The following is a 20,184-nucleotide window of genomic DNA, read 5'->3' as shown; positions in this document are numbered from 1 at the left end:
ATGTTCAACGCGTTAAAGCGCGAATTCCGTCGTTTTTTCATAACCCGGCAAAACAGGCGCCGAGGCATTGAAGGAAAACCGCCAGGTGATGACCCCGTGCTGCTTGTATCCGATCCGCACGGTGCCCAATGCGCCATCCATGAACAGCGCGGCAATGCGCCCGCCCTCTTTCAACTGGTCGGCAATTGCGGGCGGGACATCGGCGATGCCACCTTCGATGACAATCACGTCATAGGGCCCATGCTCCGGCGCGCCCTCGTTCAACGGCGCTTCATGCATGATGACGCCATCCGCACCCTGTTCGGTCAGCGCGCCCTGGGCCTCTGCAACCCGGTCACCGTCATCTTCGACGGCGATCACGGCCTCGGCCATCCGGGCGATGACCGCAGCAGAATAGCCATAGCCCGCGCCAATATCCAAAACCAGCTCGCCACCAGAAATTGCCAGACCGTCCAGCATTTTCGCCAATGTGCGCGGTTCCAGGATCACGCGACCGGGGGCAAATTCGATATTCTCGCCGACATAGGCCGCTTCGCGTTTTTCGCGCGGCACATAAACCTCGCGCGGGACGGACAACATGGCGTCAATGATCGGGAATTTGGTCACATCCGAAGGACGAACCTGGGTGTCGACCATAAAGGTCCGGCGCAGGGCATAATCAGGCATATCTAAACTCGTCAGTTCAGGAACGTTCACCCTGTCTTGCCACAAAGCTTTGCCTGCGGCAATGACCGCTATCACGATTTCCTGCATCTGCATGTGTGCAGGGGCTTGCAGGTCGGCAAGAGATCCGTTATCCGGCAGAACACCATATCGGCGGCGAGTTGGCGGAGTGGTGACGCAGCGGATTGCAAATCCGTGTACAGGAGTTCGATTCTCCTACTCGCCTCCATTTAAAATCAATCACTTAACTCACCTCATAGATTGCGCGCACTGCGCGGTTTACAGGGGCGTTTACAGTTTTGTTCACTGTCCACCCCCTTTTGCTTGTGCCAACTTGACCAAAACTGCGTCAGTTTCGTTCGGCGATACGCGGGCATAATGTTCGATCACATTAGCGGCGTGACGGATTGACCAGCCCATGTGGTTGGCAATTTCCGACAGGCTCAAACCTACGTTCAATAGTCGGGTTGCCGCCGTACCTCGGCAATCTTGCAACCGCAGATCGCGACTTAGTCCCGCTTTGTCACGCCACTGGCGCAGACCCTCAGAAGCGCGATGTTCGGTCAATGGCCGCCCACTGGCGTTGGTAAGGATCAACAGTCGGTCGCGGGGCGTAGCATCAATAGTCGTGGCAAGTTTCGGAGTGATCGGGATATGGGCGACACGTCCGCGTTTGTTCGTCCTCACACGCAACCGCCGCCCCTTCGGGGTTTGCTCCACTGCACCAGTTGTCAGCTTGATAAGATCGCCAGGGCGCAAACCAGTCTCGCAGGCGACACAGAGAATACGCCGCACCCACTCCGGTGCCTTGGCGTCGATTGCATCACGATCCGCTGGCGTCCAAACGATCTCGGAGCGGTCGACTTCATAGAGTTGCCGCAACTTGTGACAATGGTGCTCTGATAGCTTACCTTCTTCCACCGCCCAATTCAGAACGCGAACCGCGTGCGTTCCGGCCATGTCGTGTTGCTTAGGCGAGTGCTTCCACTTCGCTCGCCATGCATTGACCTCGCCACGGGAACCGCGTTCCTCGAAGATCACAGCGGGTGCCGTGTCAAAATGCTTGGCAAAGCGCAAAGCCCACTTGCGCAGATCCGCCTTGGACCGTTCACCTTTGGGCATTGACGCACTGGACAAAAATTCATCCACAAGTGCAGACACCATAAGCATTGCCGGTTTCGGACGTTCGACACATTCCGCGTATGCTACGAAAAAATCCGGCTCCGTGGGATTCTCTTGTTGTCCTCCCAAAACTTCGGAGCGCCGCGCCCGCGCCATGCATAGAAGTGAAACCGGCTCTTTCCATTGGCTAGCTTCCGCCGGACCCTATGCACACCCTTAGGAAGTTGCATTGCGCTTGGCCTTCCACTTTTCCAATTCAGTTACGGGCGCATCTGCCTTTTCAGTAGTACCCCATTTTATTTCGGTTCCATCTGCGCAGCGTATAAGCCCGGAGGAAATGCCCTCGTTTTTCAACCCTTTCACGATGGCAATCACGTCTTTTGGCAAAGGAACAGATGGGCGTGGCAAGTGTAAAAACCTCTTGGGGAAAGCCAACCAAACGAATCACATCGGTCCGCGGCTTTGGGTTATCTTAGGAGTATTCGGCGACGTTTCCGGCCCATCCCTTTCGAACCGCAAGTTGCGCCAATTCGACGGGCGGCGATTTGAAACGGGTGTAATCGAATTGCGCGACCGGCTCCGGCGTTGCTTCATCAGCCCCGAAGATCGAGTTGCAGAAGTTCAGTGTAAGGGCTTCGTCGGCAGTCAGCCAAGTTTCCGCCGCCATCCAAGCGCGGATTCTCTCTACCGGGTGGCCGGTCGCACGGGAATAGGCGGCGCCATAGGTTTCGCACAGTTTTTCCAGCATATCCGCTTCGCGGCGCAGATCCTCTGCGGTTCCCCAGGCAAGATTTGACGGCTCATGGATCATCATATGCGCCGCCGTGTGCATTGTGATTTCAGCAGCACCCATAACCATCAAGGAGGCCGCAGAAGCGGCCACACCGATCACTTCCGCCTGGACCCGTCCATGTTGCTCAAAGAGCGCCATAATCGCCGCGCCATCGGATGCGATACCACCAAAAGAATTGATCGCCACAGTCACCGACACAGCGGAATTTTCCGAGAGGAACGCACCAATTGCAGCGGGCGTATTCTCACCTTCGCCAATTGGGCCATGAATATGCAACGCCGGCGTCATTCCACCACCTCGAAACGATTTGTAAATTGAAGATTTCTGTCTTGGATCTGCCGAATTTCTTTGACCGTCACCAAACCGCCAGGTTCGTCAGGCGCTATTGCGTACAGGCCGGAAATCTCCAAAATCCCATCTTCGCAGTCTTCCCGGCGATGCAACTCGACAAGCTGGATGAATTCAAAGGGGTGGCCAAGATCAAAGGTATGAAGGTGTGCCATGTCAGTTATCTTCGCCATTTTTGTTGACGGTATATCCGGCCTTATGAAGGCGCTCGAACAGGCGCTGAAAGATCGCGCTGTAATCCACCACAATATAGGCTCCGGCATCCACACCAGTTACCAACAAGCCGCTCAAGACGCGGCCCACATCATCAATGCCATAAGTAACTTCCATCGCCGAAACGGTGCCATTGCGGCCAGCGCCGACAAAGTAGGGCGCAGCACCGTCTTCGATGATTTCAGTCAACATCTGGTCGGCCAAAGAGCAAGAGGAAGAGGCAACGTCTTGATTGCCGGTCCAACCGGAAACTTCTGCGAAAACGGCAATTGAGAATAGCTCTGTCATAGTGAAGCGGTGCCAACCTTCCCCATCACCCAAGTCAAAAAAGCCTTTGCGCCGCCAGCCCTGAACCGTGTTGAGATTAGTTTCAGTAAGCGCTGCGACTTCTGAAACTGTGAAACGCAAATCTGCGAAGTCCATATGGGGTCTCCCTTGGATTAACATGTGTTCGAATATACGTTTTAAGATACATGTTCTTGGAGAGTCGTCAAGACAACAGGCGGGTCGATGAAATTTGCAAACCGGAATCTTCATCCAAGGTTTGCCTTACTGTCGCTCGACCCGTCCCGGATTGCCCAAAATGTCCGAAATCCGGTCCAACTGTTGGGTGGCACGGATCATCGCAAGAGCCACCCGCTCCGCGACATAGATCGTGGCGGACCGCTGCGGCCCTTCTTCATCTGTGCCGCATGATTGAACCATTGCACTAAGCGCCCAGGACAAATGCAGGGCCTCTTCAATCCCGTCAGGATATTCCCGAAGGCCGAAGCGAAGCAGCTTATTTGCCGCCGCAACAGCAGCTTTTGGATCAGTCGGCAGACCGTCCAGATAGGCCGCGTGACGGTCTCGCAGGGACTGAGTTTTTTGAACATGCTCATGGAAAATATGCTCGGAACACAATGCATAGCCTTCCACATCGTTGTTTTCCAAGTTGCGCACCGGCTGCGCGGCGGGCGTTGAGGGGGTCGCAAAAAAACGTTCATCCGTCACAGTCGTGAACTCCTGTCATTGAAATGCACCGTTCGGCACATCATCACCTTAAGTTGCAGCACCTAATCACTCCCGAAACCCAAGCGCTGCGTCCCGGCCCAGCGCCGCAGAAACCGCTGGCCAGCATTCGCAGAATGCGGCGGCATCAAGATCGAATTGGAGCGCATTTGCCCGCTCTCCGATCACATCAAGAAGCGCAGACAGGCCGGTTTTGACGATCTTGTCACTTGGAAGCGTTTCAACAATCGTGACCGCCGCCTGAATCATTTCGTGAAGGAATATCGCCTTGTGATAGGGGTTCAGTTCGGAATGCGGCTTTTTGGGCATAGCTATCCCGTTCGCGCAAACGCGTTCGTTCGTCATTGTCAGGGTATCCTATTGTGGTATTGTTCCACATGGGAACATAAGGAATGTTCTATTTTGGAACAAGAGAAAAAATCGCTGGCCGGACAAATCAGGGCAGGCAGGGCACTAAAAGGTCTCTCCCAAAAGAGACTGTCGGAACTTGCCGGAGTGTCTTCAATGACAGTAAAAAGAGCCGAAGGGTCCGGGAAACCCTACCCTTCGGCTGATGCCGTTACCGCAATTTGCCATGCACTCGAAAGTGAGGGAGTCGAGTTCATCCCTGAGAATGGCGGCGGCGCTGGCGTTAGGTTAACCAAGGCCAACAACGAGAAATGACCCCCCTCAATGCCGAGGAGCATCGGGAAGTATCGAGAACGGCCTCAAGAAAAGCCGCAGCAGTGCCCCTTTGGGATCATTGGCGCTCTGAATGATTACTCAGAAGGCCCCAGTCGGCCCGAAGCTGACACAACATAGCGACAGGCGCCAATGAAGCTGTCGGTCCGAAATTCCTTGGGCGCTTTCCCGAATGCGGACCCTCGACGGGGCCGCACTGTCTCAGATGATGTTGTAGCCCGCACCAGCTCCGGCAGAGCGTAAGACGTGGGTTTTGCAAAGTCGTGGCCGTATAGCTAAGCTGTGGCGAACCTACTCTTTGAGTTCAACTTCAGAGTAGCAGGAACTTGCTGCGCGCATGAAACAATTAAGGTTCACTATGACATTTATAATTGGCAAAAAATTTTCGCCAGGGAATATTAGAGTATTTTCTGACATCAAGCTAACTGGCCCTAATGGGGAACGACTTCCGCCAAAAGAAGGCACTCTCAAAATATGGCTTCCCGTACAGGACCTTGCTATCGCGTTCGCGGGCAACGTAGAAGCGCCTAAGGAACTTTGGTCCTGCATCAAGGGTAAGTTCGAAGCAGGAATCCACTGGAACGAGATCCTTCAACTTACCCAACATATCGCAAAGAACTATGATCACGGTGGATCTCAGGGGGCGGAATTCATTGTGTCTTCAATACGGGGAGCTGGAACTTTGGCTAAAGTTACGGCCCAAGAGATATTAGAGGATCAAGGCTCTTGCTGGATAGGAGACATCGAGGCGTTTGAGAAATTTCAAGGAAAGTTTCATTCAGCAGAAGGGGCGGCAATCTCAGATCTTGCGGAACGAACAGACTGGGCTTTTGCCGAGTTCATTTCAGACGGCGGCGTAGAGTCGGCTGGCCACTTCTATTTTTCGGTTCGCGTTGAATACCACAAGAATGGCCGCCCCTACTTCGACTATGATTTACGGGCAAGCACAATGGCAGGGCTTGCACCAGTAACCATTGAGTTAGCAGCTGGCGAATGGACTAACCTTGCACTTGGTGGTGCCGAAGATGGGATTTCTTCCGTTAGTACAGTTCGTAGTCTTCCTGGCGAGTACACTGGTGCTGGTCTTTACTTCTCGGAAGGAAAATTTGGCTTCTTTTTTTGCCCCACCCTCGGTGTCGATGCTCTTGTATACAAGGATGTAGATCCCTCTCAATTCCTTCAGAAAGTCAGCGAACGATTGGGAGTCCAAGTTGGGGGATTTATTTCCTCTGGCTCGGGCATCCAGCGCATCATCTATCCTAGTGCTAAGTAGTCCCTTACAGCACTCACCTCGAATATCCTCTCAATCTGTTGCGTGTAAAGTACAGGATCTCTAATTTGACGCCAGATACAGTAAATTTGCAAAGGTCGCTATCTGCGCATTGTCGACCTTAAAGGCCATCACAATGTGTGCGGCGGACACCGCGACACGCTCCTTATCCCTATGTCCGAACTGCAACAAACAAAGCCGACTCCATTGGCTGGAATCGGCCCTTGCAGATGTTCTATCTGCGAAATGTGGCACCACGCCCGAAGGAGGTCCGGGCCGTGCCAGGTCGGGGTTTTTAGATGGATTGACAGGGCACTATCCGACTAATCCCAATCGTTGCCGCCCAAACTCAGGGCGCAGGTCGATCAACCTTATCTGCAAAACCGTCTGTGCGGGCCTCTCAGGCGCTTAAGCGCCACTTTGGGCACTTGCCCGAGGCACCCGCCCCCCATGCGCCCACTGACCCCAAAATCGACGGACTGCGATGCATTTGCACAGACCGGCGGAACCAACTTCAACGGTCCCGCCAAAATCTGCCGAACATCACACGCCGGGGTTCTTGTACCAGGCACGGTGATCAACAAACCCAGCGCCGAAATCGAGACGCACTTTGAATTCACTGGCGTCGGTCTCGAAACCCTCACGGGTGAAAATCTGCGGCCCGGTTGTCCCGCTCAGGTAAGCATGCTGCAGGCCATCAGGACGGCCCGGAAGCGCCGCGATATACCAAGCATCTTCATCGGTCAGGTGCGCATCGGCCAGCACTGTCAATTTGGCGGTGAACGGGTTGGATTCGTCAGTGGTGGTTGCTGCGATTTCCGCGACAAGCTGTTCCGCTACCGTTTCCAATTCAGGCGGCACAATCAGCATGGCCGGATCAACCCGGATCGCCTCACCTGCCAGCCCTTTTTGACGGCGCATCGCAGTGCGTGCAGCGGAAAGCGTGGAGATCGAAAGAGCGCCGCCGCTGGATGCCAGGTTTCCATGCGCCGCATCGAACAAATTGACTGTGTCGGACATAACCGGCCCAGCGCCGCTGTTCATTTCCAGCAACGTCGCAAAGATCCGCGCTTCGGTCAGCGCTGCGCCCTGTCCGAACATCGTGGCGCTTTGTTCGAATGCCCCTAGATCATCGTTGACGATTGCCTGCCGGGTCAGCGTGAAGATTTTGCCATAGGTTTCGATAACAAAAGCTTCGCCCGCGTCGGTGATCGTTCCGGCAGTGAATTCACCATTCTCTTTGACCTTGCCCAATTCCACGCCGCCAGAAACGCGAACAGAATTGATGGGCCGAAAATCCGGGGCTTCGATTTCACGGGATGCCCGCTTGATTTGAGATTCCGAAGCTTCATAGGCTTGCAAGAGAACCTTGTTCGAAGCAATCGCCAGGGCGGAGCCAAAATCATCGGTGCCCATCGCCCCGCCGAACATTGATGCATTGCGACGGCCCCGAAGATAATTGCCGCCAGCGCTTAGCTGCGCCATTTCGTCCAGCCGCATATTGGCGAACTCCCGGCCATGTGTCGGGACGTGTCCGGCCACCATGCGCGCCATCAACCCATCGGCCATAGCATCGGCGCGCGTCACCCCCGAAGATCCGCGAAAGGTTACGTCGCTGGATACTGGGCGCAGCGGTCTTTCCAGCCGTGCCATTGTGGCCGCAGCTTCTTGACCTGCAAACCCCGCGATTGCATCGGCGATTTCTGTGCCGTTCCCGCTTGGCAATTCAGCGGCAGACAACACAGCGCGCCGCGCGATGGACAAAACAGCAGCTTCATCCATTCCGGCCGATCCCGCGAACGGCGCAACCATCTGCGCCACTTGCGCCAATCCCGCCGCGACTGCATCGGCATTTGCCGGAACCGTACCTGTATCTGCCATCACATCCATAAACGCTGCAGACAGTTGTGCCCGCTGCCCCGCCATGCGGATCTGCGCCAAATACCGCGCGGATGGCTGGCCATTTGCAACGGCGCGGTTTGAACCGCCAGTTGTTGTTTGGCCTGGGTTCCCTTCGGCGCGCGCAATGCCTGCGCCGCCTCTACCAAATTTCGCCAATTCCAGCGACCGATTTTGGGCCGAAGTGCCCGAGATTTGCTTTGCGAACATGAACTGTTCCCCTTCAATACGGGCGAAACGGTCGCCTTTCCGGTTCCCAATGGAACAATAATAACAACCACAACATTCATTATTTATAAATGAAGTCAGTTGCTTGCATGAAACGGGATGCGAATTACCCGTGTGCTGCCCCCCTACTGGAAGGACCCGTGCTAGCGGATGGAAGATCCCGGAGTTCTGTCCAGGAACGCTGATAGAAAGAGCAACTTTGGTGCGCATCAGCAGGCCCTAGGGTCTTTGGCTTGATGAGCGCAAAACGCCATCCCGGCCAGACAGTCAAAAGGTGCGAGATCCAATTGGCAGATGACTAGAACCAAACGCTGGAGCGCGACGGCCAGCGGAGCATTGCTTTCAAAAAAGCGCGGTTCAATCGACTCCGTGTGAACGGCTTTGTGAGTTCCACCCAAAACAGCCAGCGCGTTGCTCTGTACAAGATCGAAGCCCTTGCCGTCCCTAGGCGCATCAATCACCGCTGACCAGGTCAAGCCGAACATAGCGCCACCACTGCGTTTCATGACTAAAGCATGACCAGCCATCACATCAGCCCTGCGCGGTGCAGATCAGTTTCCGCCACCAGTTTATTTTCCAGCAAATACTCAGCAAGAGCCGGGTTGATGGCAGATTGCGGCACGTATTGGCCCGATATGATTTTATCCGCCCAGAACCGCGCTACCTTCTCGGCAACGCTTCCGGTCTCTCTCGCCGGTACGTCCTGCGGGCAATCTTGCCAGCGACTCGCTTCAAGCCAATTGGTCGAATACGCGATGTATGCCGCGTTGTTCTTGGCATTCTCGGATGCATACCGCTTTGCAGCTTTTACAATCCATTTTGGATCAACACCCGCTTTCACTGCATCTGCGAACAGCTTGCAACTCGTCACCCGGTCTCGGACTCTTGGGTAAACTTCCCAGAACTCTTCGAAACCGTCTGGAGTTTGCTGAATGTGATCGCCCTCAGATCCACACACATTCTTTCCTTTAAGGTTCCTTACAGGATCATCTCCGGTGGGCCGGAGTTTGCCCCCCGAAAAACCGGAGTTAGCTTCCTCTGAAACCGGAGTTAGCTTCTGTGCTGCCTCCGGCGCGCCGGAGTTTGGGCTAACTCCATTTTGCGGAGTTTGCTCACCCAAACGGGCGAAATCGCACTCAAGGATGTAGTAGGTTCTTCGCTTGGCCTCGCCGGGAATTGTCGATCGAATGCGGCGGATCAAACCATCCGTTTCGAGCTGTGCAAGCGCGCTGTTCAATGTGCCATTGGCCATGCCTGTGCGCTTGCGCAATGTGTCCTGCGACGGGAAACAAGCTCGGCGCGGATCGCGTTCATCATTGTGGAAATCACAAAGGTGAAAGAGCACCCGAAACGCTCCAGGCTTGACCCTTTTGGGTTCAAGTTGCGCCAGCCAGTAATTCGCTCGGTGGCTCATGACGGCACCGCAAGGAAATCCCCGGATAGGCGCGTTGCTGAACGGGGGTTATTGCACGGCCATTGCTCGGCACTTACGCCACCGAAAGTCAAACCGTGACGATGTTTGAAACCGCGCAAACGGTTTACAATCGGATTGCAACCGTTTGATTTCAGGACACCACAAAAGGTGGGGTGTTTACAGTTAGTAGCCGATATTTCAACGACATGCGGGTGATTGCAAATCCGTGTACACCGGTTCGATTCCGGTACTCGCCTCCATTATTTTCAATGACATAGCTGGTTCCTCTTCTTGGTGGTATCACTATGGGTATCAGGTTCTCTCTCTGATCCCCGTTCGTTCCCTGTGTCATTTCGTTTCTCTGCCGCCTGCCGCGCACGCATAATCTGGCGCGCCTCACCGGCATATTTCCGGACCATCGCGTCAGTCGCGTGGCCGCTGAAAGATTTGATCTCGTCGTCCGAGCAGCCTGCCCAAGCCAACTCCTTGATTCCGCGATAGCGCAAAGCGTGCAGGTCAAATTGCTCCAGCTGCATGCGACGCCGCGCCCTGAGCATGATCTGCGCCATGTAGCGGTAGCTCATTTTGCCACCAGTCTGTGTGCGCAGGATCGGCCCCTCAGCATCATCCTCCAATCGTGCCTGAGCGTCGAGCAGCACGGCCTTCAGCTCCGCTGTACATGGCAATTGAAGCGCGTAGCCGGTCTTGTTCTGCAAAACCGCAAGCGTTTCGCCGTCAAAATCCGACCAAGTGAAATCCACCCAGTCGCCTGGCCGCTGCACTGTACCTACACCGATCTCGAAAATAAGTCGCTCGATGGTTGTCGCTTTCTCGCGGAAAGTCGAGACAGCCTGATCGGTCCACGGCAGATGGGCCTGCTTCTTGTCGTCAGGCGTCGGCAAGTGGCGAACGCCCTTCGCCGGGTTCTGCGACAGCCAGCCAAGATCGATCGCGTGCTCGCACAGAATAACCAGCATCTGCGGGATATAATTAGCAAACCGCACACGGTGCGCATTGGCCCGCTGCGCCTTAATGACATCTTGCCGCGAGAGCAGTTTCACGTCTCGTTCGCCGATCTTTTCTTCAAGGTAAGTTAGGACCTTCTCGTAGTCTTGTCGGGTCCTTGGCTTCAGTGATGTCCAACGTTCCGAAGCCCGATAGTCTTTCATCAAGGCTGACCAGCTGGTCTTAGCTTGCATCCTCTTGCCGGTCAGGATCTCCCAGTATTCAAGATCGAACTCGGGCGTTCCCTCTTGCGCGGATATCCGATTGTAGCGGCCCTGAACGCGCACATACCACCGACCACTGGGGTGACGCCAAAGGAACTTCTTCTTCACCAACTGACATCCTCCAGCCCTTGCACAGCCTTGCCAGAGACGAAGGCCGACAGCTCTTCAACGCTCCATCGTGTCAAGCCCGGTGCCAGCTCTCGTCCGCGCGGTACACTGCCACCGGCGACAAGACGGCGAAATTCGTCGATCCGGACACTCAGTAGGTGTGCGGCGCCTCGCTCAGAGACAACCAGAGGGCGAAGGTTGCTCATATATGAACTCCTCGTCGGTCTGATCGTTGTGAAGGGCTTGAACGGTATGAGCGGCCAAGAACTCGTCAAGGGCGCTCTCCGGAACGAGGAAGCGGCGCCCTACGCGCACATGACGCAGTTGGCGACTGCCAAGCAGGGATCGAACATGCCGCACGGACAAGGACAGGCGCTCAGCCACGTCCTTCGACTCCAACATCATCTCGGACATAGCTTTCCTTTCTTCTTGTACATAGGTAGACCTCGTTGTGTCGAAACAAGCATTCAACGGACGATATGTCCATATGTGGCCACTTATGGCCAATTGAGGTCGCACATGTCCAGTACCTTTTCGGAGATCGGAGGGCGCCTAAGGGAGTTGAGGGCGCGAACAGGCCTGAACCAGCAGGATTTCGCTGAAACGATCGATACTTCGTTTCGCTCCTACCGTGCATATGAGAACGGAAAACGCGAGCTGCCAACGGCTGCCATACTGCGCATTCATGAAATCATGAACGTTTCGCCTCATTGGCTTCTGCTTGGTGAGAAGGAACCCACCGATGACCGCAGCATGCAGATCATCGAGCAGGTCGCGAAGGCCAGCTTGGACGCAATGGAGCAATCACCATCTGAGCGCGACAATGCAGAAAAAGCAAAGATGCTGCGCCTGCTGATCAAATTCAGCCTAGCGCAAGGTGAGTGCTTGCCAGCAACGGATATCCAGGAGCTGTTGGGCTAGCCACGGCTTCGAAACTTGAGAAAAAGGGAGCCTCCTTTGACGCGCTTATCCAAAGTCGCGGCTGCGCGACTAGTAAAACTCGTGCAAAAACTTAAGCTCCTCGCATCCGGCTTGTTTTTCACTGCGATCGGTTTCGGCTGCCTCCTAGCTTTCGGTCTGAAAGGCGGCATCGATTATAATCTTTCCACGCTAGCTGCCTGCCTTGTCTCTCTTGTTGCGGCGGTTTTGGCGCATCAAGGAAAATTAGAAGCCGCTCGCGCCTTGGCCGCCCTTTCTACTAAATTCTAGAAGATCGTCAGCCGAACAAATAAGGCAGTCACATATCAGGGCATAGAGGGCTCGCGCCTGAATATGCAAGCGCGGTTCGGTTCCAGGCTTTATTCAGACATACACACAGTAAAAATTTTAACCGAAGCAACCCTTTACACTCACCGCAGCCTGACTTTAAGGGCGGGTTCCAGACTTTCGCTTCGCTGGTCACGAACGGCAGCAGTTGCCCAACAGCGGACGTGGCTCATTGCATATTTGATCCAAGGATGCCGAGCGCTTTCCGACCATCGCCGTCGCCGATAGGCCGCAAAAGCCGTTCGTAGGCGCTCGACAAAGCTGTCTCCCGACGCCTTGCGCAGAAATTGAGCGGACCGGGGCAGAGGCTTTTACAAAGCTCCATTTCACTATGTACCAACCATCGTATATTGCGCCGCCGCAACGCACTCCGATCATTGCCTGCCACTGTCTAATATGGAGTTCGGCGACACACTCCCCTCTGGCACGCGGTCGGTAAGACTAGTCGTTTTCGGTTTCAGGCAACGACGGCCTTATCATATTCAAATTCATAGAAGTGTGGATCCGCCACGGCATCTCCGGCAAAGTTCCGGCTAATTTCGATAGTTATCAAGCTATCACCGGCGAACGCTGGGCTTAGTTCGAGCGTAAGGTACTCGAACAGGGCACGCTCATGCACCGCGATGACTACCTGCTTGCCGAGGCCCTTGGAGAATGTCCGCAATAGGGCGGCGAATTGCGCAATGTGTACGTCGTCCATAGACTGCACGGGGTCGTCAAGCACGAGCCACGGCAACTGAGACGGTACCGACAGGTTCAACGCGAGGAAAAAAGTCAAGGCCGAGGTGTTCAAGTTGCCTTGACTTAGCATGGCTCCCGGAGGACCGGAGGTCTGTCCCGACCGATGGAAAGTTTCGAGCACCGCCTCCACCTTGCCATCTCCCTGATCGGGAAGGCGGAACTGCGGAACAAATTGCTCGTTCGGAGCAAGGCGCACGAAAAGGTCGCGCCAAACCTTGTTGAGCGACCCGCTGAAAACGTCGCGGACGATCCCGGAACGGACCTGGGTTGCCGCGGTCGCGATGGTTTTGGCCCTTTTCCGGACGTCGTCAATCGAAGAAAAGGCCCCCGTCATCGTCTCGAGGCGCGCTTCGAGTTCGGTAGTCCGAGCTTGGCGGTCCGAGAACAACTGGGCCTCGCGGGCATACTGCTCGAGTTCGGTCTCGATGGCCAAGCGCGAAGAAAGAGCCGCTTGGACGTTTTCGAGACGGCCCGAAAGCTCTTTGTTCGCCGCATCGAGAGCCTCGCGTAGGCCCGGAAAACTTGTCGGTGGCTGGCCAGTTGCCCGTTCCACTACGGCATTGATCTCCAGAAGTAAGGATGCCGACTGCAGTCCCGTCCGTTTCAAGGCCGCAAGGCCCCGGCGAGCACTGTCGAGGCTACCAAAGAGGTTTTTCCCTTGAGCGGCGGCGTCCTGCAGCGGTTCAAGCCTTGACCTAATAAAGGCGATCGCCGTCTGGCGTCGACGTAGATCGATAATCTCTTCGGGCTGTAGCGCCAGCCGGTCGGCAGTCGCCTCGTTTCGTCGAGCTGCCGTCAATCGCTCGCTCTCTGACGCACGCTCCGCAGAGAGCGCCTGCAGGCGCCCCGCCTCCGACGTGAGGTTCGCTATCGTTTCCGCAATGTGCGCGGTCAGAGAACCACTATCGACCTCCGTGTAGTCGCGATTGCAGACCGGGCACAAATCACCTTCAACATGCGGCGCTATGCCTGCAAGGGCAGCGGCCAAGGTCTGTACATCCTTAGTACCCGCTTCGAGCGCCAAGTTGATTTCGCTAATGCGGGTTGTCGCCCTCTGGATTGTCGTTTTCGCTGCCGTCAGTTGCTCACTCGCTGCGCTGTGCTGGTCTAGCAACCGTTGGCCGCGTGCAATCTCATCGACACACCAGCTCAGTGCATCCCCGACCTGATCGTCGACGTTTGCGCCATCGATTGGCGATAGCTCAGAATGGAACTCTCTGAGGGAGTCCAGTGCATGAGTTATCTCTGCTCCTTGGCTGTTCAGCCAGGATTCGTACAGCAATCCACTGGCGGCGGCATCACGTTCCAGTGCGGCGATCTCGGTATCGAGACTTCCTGCCGCAGCCTGATCCAGACGGCTCAGCAACGTGCTCACCTCCGTCCGTTGCTGAGTGACACTCGCAAGTTCGTCCTGGTCCCTATCCCGATTGCCGATCTTGTCACGCAGTTCCGCGACATCGAAATCAGCACCGACCGGCTCTGCGGAGGGATCCAAATTGGCAATCAAATTGTTGAGCTTGGACGTGCGTTGAGTTTTAGCCTCTCGGGCGGCCTCAACGCCCGACCGTTCGCGTTCGATTTGCCTTTTGAGAAGGTCGCGAGCCTCCTCAAGCTGCTTGTAGACCGGGGCGAGCTTGCGGATTCTAGTAACATTGAACGCATGGTTGAAGCCGTCCACCAAGGCGTCGACAGCGTCGAGCCTCAACAATTCCTTCACGAATTCCGTTAGCCTCGAGTTCGTGGTCTTCTTTTGATCGTAAATGTCCAGCAGGCGACCGAGTACAGCTTGCGGAAGGTAGCACCGCTCTGAAAAGAAACCAGCATCGGCTGCATTTAGCGCCGGAGTTCGCGTCAAATGAACTCGGATTGAACGTGACTTGGCCACCCCCGGTCGAGCGCCTATTCATCCCTTCGATAGTAAGCTGGATCGAACCACCTGGCGTGTCGATATGTGTGAGGAAGTTCTGATATTTTGGCTGGTCATCGAGGTGAGAGATGGAGCCGGTAAGGCCGAGCTCGATCGCCGACATCAGGCTCGTCTTGCCCATGCCGTTGGTACCGTGAACCAGCACTACCTGGGCATCGAGCGGAATGACCACCGATCCACGAATGGAACGGAAGTTTTGGATCGAGAGCGACTTTAAGCGCGGGGTCATGACTATACGGCTCCGTCCTCAAGCGCCTGATCAGCAAGAGCCGAAATTTCGAGGGCAAGCGCCGTTTCCACTGCTTCCTTGCCCTCTTCGGCGAGTTTCACAAAACGGCTTAGATCGTGCTCATCAATCGTATCTTTTAACTGTTCCCCAAAACCAACCTTCCAGTCCGCTAGGTGCTCGACCGGCGGAGGGCTTTTCAGTGGCAGCAGTACGGCCAGCCAGTCCCGGACCAAGCCTTCCGCCGACGGCCCGCTCGGCGCACCAATCGGCAGCACTCGGCAAACACGGCTGATCGAGTTCACAAGGGCGGTGTCCGCCTGACCTGATGTGAGAACGGTGGTTACCGATCGCCTCGAGCCCAGCACATCCAGAGCCCGGGTAAAGGCTAACACCGACCGCGTCACCTGTGCATCGTTTGACGCACCCGTGAGATCGATCACTATGACGAGGTCGTTGGCTCGCTCACCGGCCACAAGCACATAAGTAAAATCGAACGCTTGGGAACCTATTTTGACCGGCTTCACAAGGGGGCGATAGCCACCCTCCTGCGTCAAAATCTGATAGACGGTATCCGCTGTCGTCATAATTCGACCTCAGAATTGAAACCAATTCGGACCTCGTAGAACGACGCTGGGCCTTCGGTCAGGTCGCCAAAGCAAACATAGTGATCGACGGTTTCTGCTTTCCTCACAGTCCGACCTCATTGTTAAACCTTACCTGGACTTCGTCGAACGACGCTGAGTTGTCGAGCAAATCGCTTACGCTGACATAGCGAGAAGGCGCCTTACGTGTCCGCATTGAAGCGGAGGGGCTTCGTTGCTGCCTAGGGGTTACCTTGCGTGAGCATATCACTACAACATCGGCATCGTCTTCATCAAACGCACCAGAGGCGACGAGCTGGTTGATGTTTTCGTCATTGGCTGCAAGAAACACGCGGGCCTCAGCCGCCGGAGCTATCAGCCGCAGCGCCCCGCTCGTCGGCTGTTCCGGATCGTCGACCGCAACCGACCACTGGTTGGCGACCAGCCCTTGACCTATCAGTCCCAGTGCGGCAGCGGCTTCCGGCCGACCGGAAATCCCAATCGCTGGATCATGCTGAATCAAATCCGCTCTCTGAGAATGCAGCGGAATATAGGGGCGGCGACCGGCGCTGCCCGCACCCCCGAGAAACTGGTCGGAAGCTCTACCAATCAACGCTGAGATTGTTCGAGCGCACTCATAGCGGTCGGCGTCGCCTGCTTGCGCCGCGGCGTGCTCAAGCGCCTTCAGCCCATCAATGAGGCGCTTTTTGCCACCTACATCAACGGCTGGCGACGTCAGCAAATCAGTGAAGGCGGCCAACTTGCCAAACAAAGTCTTTAAAAGAAGCGCTAGTAGCAGTGGCTTTCCAAAAGCGGGCAAGGTGGCATCCGCCCGTATCTGCTCACGATTGGCCTCATAGTCGCCTTGGTATGCGCCCTCGAGGATAGACTTCTGGCCCTCGGAGAGGTCCTGTTCAGCAAAAATGAGCGGTACGGGTACTGAATTCCACTGCCAGCCGTTCGCGCCGAACAGCTGCTGGATGTTCGTGTCTTACCCAGATAGCCCGATCATAAGCGTTCTTGAACGAGCAATGAGTGCCCTTAATTGTTGCCGCATCTGTGTGAAGTTCGCGTTCTGTCCCCAATGCGTGATCGCTGTCTCCCTCGCCACGAGCAAAGACCGGTACTGGGCCTCGTTCTCGATTGCTCGTTTCGCGCAGCCATGGAATTTGTACAACGTCCCAATTCCTGGCGGTCCGTGCAAGTCACCCCCGGTAACTGCAACTCGAAACGTTTCGCTCGGCCGGCCAAGCTCTACCATTGCCGCTTCTAGCAGGCCGTCCCAGTTGGCCGTCGCGAGATCCGAAACCACGCCTTCGAGAACCAGCATTGCGATCGCAAGGTGTTCTGCATCAGCTCTTTGAGCAGAAAATGTCCCTGGAAAGTCAAGAACATCCCAGAGAAGGTAGTCAAAAGACTGACCTTGAACTTCGGAACCAAGAACTTTCGAGTACTTATTCCAGAGCCGGTCGATCAGAATGCCTTGGATCGGCCAGGAGGCAACCGGCTGATTTAGGTCGACCTGCGACATTTCCCCAGCAGACAGGTCGGCAAGACCAAGAATACTCTGCAAGGTGCGACGGTGCTCGCAATCGGTACCCGTGATGCGGAGGCGTAGATTCTCGAGCAGCTTGGCCAATACACCATCCAGACCAACTACGCGTTCACGCGAAATGCCCGATCCCAACCAGAGCGCGTAGAGCCCGGCCTGGAAGCCTTCGGAAAAGCTGCTCAGCGGACCGTCGAGCAACTCGATCGTCTCCGCGACTGAAATAGATTTAGCTGTCGGCAAGGCGTCTCCCTCAATAAGAAACGCTTAGCGGGAATGGCCGCAACTTCCTAGTGCATTCTGAAGGCTACGCAATTGGCTATCCTCTACTGAGGTTTAGATGCTCGCCTACGGCCCTTCGCCGTCTGCAAGGCGGCGCGTTCACATTGGTGTCCACGACCAAATTCTACGCTGGGTTTGCGGCAGTATTCGAACCGGACTGCTGAACGACGACATTTGACCCTTGGCGTTGGATTTCGCCGCGGTCCTACGTTTAGTACCAACGTTGCGGCAATGCTGTCTGTGGTGCCATGCGGCGGCTGGCATGAAGGACCAAAGCGGGCTTCAGAGCGGTCATTCACGGCACGGTTCTGGAGGGTCAGCACTGGGCCGTTGCTTCGGTCGAGCAGGCTGCCGGTGAGCCATGCTTCCCTGCGCCTGAGCCGGACGTCAGCGAAGCGCAGAAAGCGCCCTTTGCAAAGTCGCAGCGACCAGCCAGGCTCGCAGGCATGACCGGCCCTTTGCTGTCCTTCGACGGCTAAACTCACGCTACAGTGTGGTCTGATAAAGCTGCCATCCGCTGCAAGACTTGTAAGAGGGACAGTTAATTTCCACTCACTGAGACGTTGTGGTGACAGCACAGCGCTGGAGGCCAACGTTGAAGTTGAATTGCGAGTTCACAAAAGCGGTCACTTTGCTTTGCTTGTGGATCAGGTCACCTGAGGACCCCAACGAGTGTTGAGCAGGCACACCTCCAACCAGTCCACCAGATTTTCCGCCTCTAAGATCGCAGCAAAGAGCTGCTCACCAGAAACATGGATGGCAGGATCCAAAAACGAAAGGCCCTGCATCTCAGGGTCGCTGAACATCGCAAGATCCCTTTCATTCATAAAGAATTGGTTGCTGGGCCGATCAGTCTTCACCCTTCCATGAGTTACACGCATTGAGGTGATATCCTCCGGGTGCTGATCGCGGTTCCGTGCAAGGATGACCTGCTCGATCAAATCGAGATTCGCAGGGCATTCTCCTCTGACCTGCCCCCTGCTGGTCCCTCATTCATAATGAGAGTTTGCAGGTTGAATTGGGTATTCGGCTTCCGCGTCTGACGCAAGCGCGCCGGGCGCGGAGTTTTCAAATTGCTCAAGCGCACGGCGCGCTTGCAGCGGCGTTTGGTTGCCCAAGGACGAGTGTGGCCTGACCGTGTTATAGTCGTAACGCCATAGGGCCAGCTTGCGCCGCGCATCATCCAGGCTGTCGAAGATCTCCTCGTTCAGTAGCTTATCCCTGAGACTGCCGTTGAAGCTCTCGATGAACGCGTTCTGCTGCGGCTTGCCCGGATCGATGTAGTGCCACGGCACCTCGTTCTCGTCGGCCCATTTCAGGATGGCCCGACTGGTGAACTCAGTTCCATTATCGCTGACAATGCAGCCGGGCTTTCCGTAAAGCCGGATCAGAGCGCTGAGCTCCCGGGCGACCCTTGCGCCGGAGAGGCTGGTGTCCGCGATAAGGCACAGGCATTCCCGAGTGCAGTCATCGATCACTGCCAGCATCCGGAACTTCCGCGAGGCGCCGAAGCTGTCGGATACGAAGTCCAACGACCAACGAGCATTGGGATACGCCGCAACTGGCATCGGCACCCTGGTGCCACGCGCCCGTTTCCGGCCGCGCCGCCGCTTCACGGACAGCCCTTCTTCGCGATAGACCCTGTAGAGCTTCTTGTGGTTCATGGTCATGCCCTTGCGCTCCAGCAGCACGCCGATCCGGCGGTAACCGAACCTGCGCCGCTTGGCAGCGATGTCCTGCATCTCCTTGCGGATCTCGGTACAGTCCGGTGGGCGTTCTCGCCGGACTGTTTTGGGATCGACACCGACAAGCCTGCAGGCCCGGCGCTGCGAGATGTCATGATCCCGCATCGCCCGAAGCGCCGCGTCTCGCCGCTTGGTCAATGTCGTCAATTCTTTCCCAGCAAGTCTTTCAGCACGACGTTGTCGAGCATGGTATCGGCCAGCAGGCGCTTGAGCTTGGCGTTCTCGTCTTCGAGCGCCTTCAGCCTGGCGGCCTCAGAAACTTCCATCCCGCCATACTTGGCCTTCAACTTGTAGAAAGTCGCCGTGCTCAGCCCGTGCCTGCGACACACCTCCGCTGTCGGCATCCCTGCTTCCTGTTCTTTGATCATACCGATGATCTGCGCCTCGGTGAAACGACTCTTTCGCATCTGTCTGCTCCTTCAGAGTTGGCGCAGACTCTACATTACGGTGAGGGATTTCGCGGGGGGCAGGTCACCTCGCACAACTCCCCCCACCTGCTCGAAACAGGTCAAGTAGCCGTTGAGGAAGCCCTTCTTGAACGCCTTCTTGCGTTTATCTTCGTCCCAACTAACCCCAAGCTGTCGTTCCCATGTTCTGAAGTAAAGCTGCAATGAGGGTGAGAGCATTGACAGACATGTCCGGCCAAGCACCTCAAGTGCTTCAGAGGCCTCGATCCATTCGACTAGATAGGTCGGCTCGCCATCCTCGCTGTATGGTGGATTGTCGAAGGGCGGCGCGCCCTTCTCGATTGCCTCCATTGTCTGAAGAAACGGAACGGCTGCTGTGTCATAAAACTGGCGAATGAAGCGGGTGCGTTCCTTGAAGAAAAACAGGACGTCCATGGGGGCCTCAAATTGAATAGAGTAGTAAAACTCGTACGTTGGG

Annotated in this window: 22 protein-coding genes, 1 tRNA gene and 2 pseudogenes; 5 read left to right on the top strand and 20 right to left on the bottom strand. The window is 55.8% G+C overall.

Annotated features, from left to right (window positions below):
• Positions 1 to 12: 12 nt before the first annotated feature.
• Positions 13 to 666, bottom strand: coding sequence for a protein-L-isoaspartate O-methyltransferase family protein (locus AC0L4F_RS03395; protein WP_244685370.1), 654 nt, complete (start codon positions 664 to 666; stop codon positions 13 to 15).
• Positions 667 to 818: 152 nt separating this feature from the next.
• Between AC0L4F_RS03395 and AC0L4F_RS03390 the strand changes: the two genes are divergently transcribed.
• Positions 819 to 892 (top strand) — tRNA-Cys (locus AC0L4F_RS03390).
• 74 nt (positions 893 to 966) lie between these two features.
• Here AC0L4F_RS03390 and AC0L4F_RS03385 read toward each other — a convergent pair.
• The 6 genes from AC0L4F_RS03385 to AC0L4F_RS03360 form a co-directional block, all read right to left on the bottom strand.
• A complete protein-coding gene (locus tag AC0L4F_RS03385; RefSeq protein WP_244685368.1) occupies positions 967 to 1,827 on the bottom strand; it encodes a tyrosine-type recombinase/integrase in 861 nt (286 codons plus the stop codon).
• A 430-nt stretch (positions 1,828 to 2,257) separates the two neighbouring features.
• Entirely contained in the window at positions 2,258 to 2,866 is a 609-nt protein-coding gene (locus AC0L4F_RS03380) for a head maturation protease, ClpP-related (RefSeq protein WP_244685366.1), read from the bottom strand.
• The gene (locus AC0L4F_RS03375) at positions 2,863 to 3,081 is read right to left on the bottom strand and encodes a hypothetical protein (RefSeq protein WP_244685364.1); all 219 of its coding nucleotides are present in this window, start codon (positions 3,079 to 3,081) and stop codon (positions 2,863 to 2,865) included. The genes AC0L4F_RS03380 and AC0L4F_RS03375 overlap by 4 nt, the downstream gene beginning before the upstream one ends.
• A gap of 1 nt (position 3,082) precedes the next feature.
• A complete protein-coding gene (locus AC0L4F_RS03370; RefSeq protein ID WP_244685362.1) occupies positions 3,083 to 3,562 on the bottom strand; it encodes a hypothetical protein in 480 nt (159 codons plus the stop codon).
• Positions 3,563 to 3,688: 126 nt separating this feature from the next.
• A complete protein-coding gene (locus AC0L4F_RS03365) occupies positions 3,689 to 4,132 on the bottom strand; it encodes a hypothetical protein (RefSeq protein WP_244685360.1) in 444 nt (147 codons plus the stop codon).
• Between the two features lie 66 nt (positions 4,133 to 4,198).
• Complete coding sequence (locus AC0L4F_RS03360; protein WP_244685358.1) at positions 4,199 to 4,495, bottom strand: hypothetical protein; 297 nt, start codon at positions 4,493 to 4,495, stop codon at positions 4,199 to 4,201.
• 57 nt (positions 4,496 to 4,552) lie between these two features.
• Between AC0L4F_RS03360 and AC0L4F_RS03355 the strand changes: the two genes are divergently transcribed.
• Entirely contained in the window at positions 4,553 to 4,813 is a 261-nt protein-coding gene (locus tag AC0L4F_RS03355) for a helix-turn-helix domain-containing protein (RefSeq protein ID WP_244685356.1), read from the top strand.
• A gap of 376 nt (positions 4,814 to 5,189) precedes the next feature.
• The gene (locus tag AC0L4F_RS03350; protein WP_244685354.1) at positions 5,190 to 6,104 is read left to right on the top strand and encodes a hypothetical protein; all 915 of its coding nucleotides are present in this window, start codon (positions 5,190 to 5,192) and stop codon (positions 6,102 to 6,104) included.
• A gap of 540 nt (positions 6,105 to 6,644) precedes the next feature.
• On the opposite strand, the gene AC0L4F_RS03345 is transcribed toward AC0L4F_RS03350, so the two are convergent.
• From AC0L4F_RS03345 to AC0L4F_RS03325, 5 genes are all read right to left on the bottom strand, one after another.
• The gene (locus AC0L4F_RS03345; RefSeq protein WP_244685351.1) at positions 6,645 to 8,438 is read right to left on the bottom strand and encodes a phage major capsid protein; all 1,794 of its coding nucleotides are present in this window, start codon (positions 8,436 to 8,438) and stop codon (positions 6,645 to 6,647) included.
• Positions 8,438 to 8,755 carry a hypothetical protein gene (locus tag AC0L4F_RS03340; RefSeq protein ID WP_244685349.1) on the bottom strand — a complete coding sequence of 106 codons (318 nt, stop codon included), beginning with the start codon at positions 8,753 to 8,755 and terminating at the stop codon, positions 8,438 to 8,440. Before AC0L4F_RS03340 ends, AC0L4F_RS03345 begins: the two co-directional genes overlap by 1 nt.
• Positions 8,755 to 9,642: a helix-turn-helix domain-containing protein gene (locus AC0L4F_RS03335; protein WP_244685347.1), complete on the bottom strand. Its 888-nt coding sequence runs from the start codon at positions 9,640 to 9,642 to the stop codon at positions 8,755 to 8,757. Before AC0L4F_RS03335 ends, AC0L4F_RS03340 begins: the two co-directional genes overlap by 1 nt.
• Positions 9,643 to 9,908: 266 nt before the next feature.
• A complete protein-coding gene (locus tag AC0L4F_RS03330; RefSeq protein WP_244685345.1) occupies positions 9,909 to 10,979 on the bottom strand; it encodes a tyrosine-type recombinase/integrase in 1,071 nt (356 codons plus the stop codon).
• 174 nt (positions 10,980 to 11,153) lie between these two features.
• Positions 11,154 to 11,381 (bottom strand): helix-turn-helix domain-containing protein, encoded by a 228-nt coding sequence (locus tag AC0L4F_RS03325; protein WP_473446066.1) that lies wholly within the window; start codon positions 11,379 to 11,381, stop codon positions 11,154 to 11,156.
• A 117-nt stretch (positions 11,382 to 11,498) separates the two neighbouring features.
• On the opposite strand from AC0L4F_RS03325, the gene AC0L4F_RS03320 reads away from it, so the two are divergent.
• Together AC0L4F_RS03320 and AC0L4F_RS03315 are read left to right on the top strand one after the other, a co-directional pair.
• Positions 11,499 to 11,900, top strand: coding sequence for a helix-turn-helix domain-containing protein (locus AC0L4F_RS03320; protein ID WP_244685335.1), 402 nt, complete (start codon positions 11,499 to 11,501; stop codon positions 11,898 to 11,900).
• A 36-nt stretch (positions 11,901 to 11,936) separates the two neighbouring features.
• Positions 11,937 to 12,188, top strand: coding sequence for a hypothetical protein (locus AC0L4F_RS03315; RefSeq protein WP_244685333.1), 252 nt, complete (start codon positions 11,937 to 11,939; stop codon positions 12,186 to 12,188).
• A gap of 514 nt (positions 12,189 to 12,702) precedes the next feature.
• Here AC0L4F_RS03315 and AC0L4F_RS03310 read toward each other — a convergent pair.
• From AC0L4F_RS03310 to AC0L4F_RS03275, 8 genes and pseudogenes are all read right to left on the bottom strand, one after another.
• Complete coding sequence (locus AC0L4F_RS03310; RefSeq protein WP_244685331.1) at positions 12,703 to 14,871, bottom strand: hypothetical protein; 2,169 nt, start codon at positions 14,869 to 14,871, stop codon at positions 12,703 to 12,705.
• 79 nt (positions 14,872 to 14,950) lie between these two features.
• A pseudogene (locus AC0L4F_RS03305) lies at positions 14,951 to 15,142 on the bottom strand (AAA family ATPase); the annotation flags it as partial.
• Positions 15,143 to 15,144: 2 nt separating this feature from the next.
• Positions 15,145 to 15,726, bottom strand: a complete 582-nt coding sequence (locus tag AC0L4F_RS03300) for a hypothetical protein (protein WP_244685329.1) — start codon at positions 15,724 to 15,726, stop codon at positions 15,145 to 15,147.
• A gap of 103 nt (positions 15,727 to 15,829) precedes the next feature.
• On the bottom strand, positions 15,830 to 16,543 hold the full coding sequence (locus AC0L4F_RS03295) for a hypothetical protein (RefSeq protein WP_244685326.1): 714 nt from the start codon (positions 16,541 to 16,543) through the stop codon (positions 15,830 to 15,832).
• Between the two features lie 171 nt (positions 16,544 to 16,714).
• Positions 16,715 to 17,515, bottom strand: a complete 801-nt coding sequence (locus AC0L4F_RS03290; RefSeq protein WP_244685324.1) for an SIR2 family protein — start codon at positions 17,513 to 17,515, stop codon at positions 16,715 to 16,717.
• Positions 17,516 to 18,201: 686 nt separating this feature from the next.
• Entirely contained in the window at positions 18,202 to 18,495 is a 294-nt protein-coding gene (locus AC0L4F_RS03285) for a hypothetical protein (RefSeq protein ID WP_244685322.1), read from the bottom strand.
• A 52-nt stretch (positions 18,496 to 18,547) separates the two neighbouring features.
• A pseudogene (locus tag AC0L4F_RS03280) lies at positions 18,548 to 19,706 on the bottom strand (IS3 family transposase).
• 30 nt (positions 19,707 to 19,736) lie between these two features.
• Complete coding sequence (locus AC0L4F_RS03275) at positions 19,737 to 20,141, bottom strand: hypothetical protein (RefSeq protein WP_244685320.1); 405 nt, start codon at positions 20,139 to 20,141, stop codon at positions 19,737 to 19,739.
• Between the last annotated feature and the right edge of the window lie 43 nt (positions 20,142 to 20,184).

The sequence above is a fragment of the Marinovum sp. J2-8 genome (assembly GCF_055808435.1).
The sequence above is the reverse complement of the archived record's forward strand: the minus strand, read 5'-3'. Positions and strand labels throughout refer to the sequence as shown.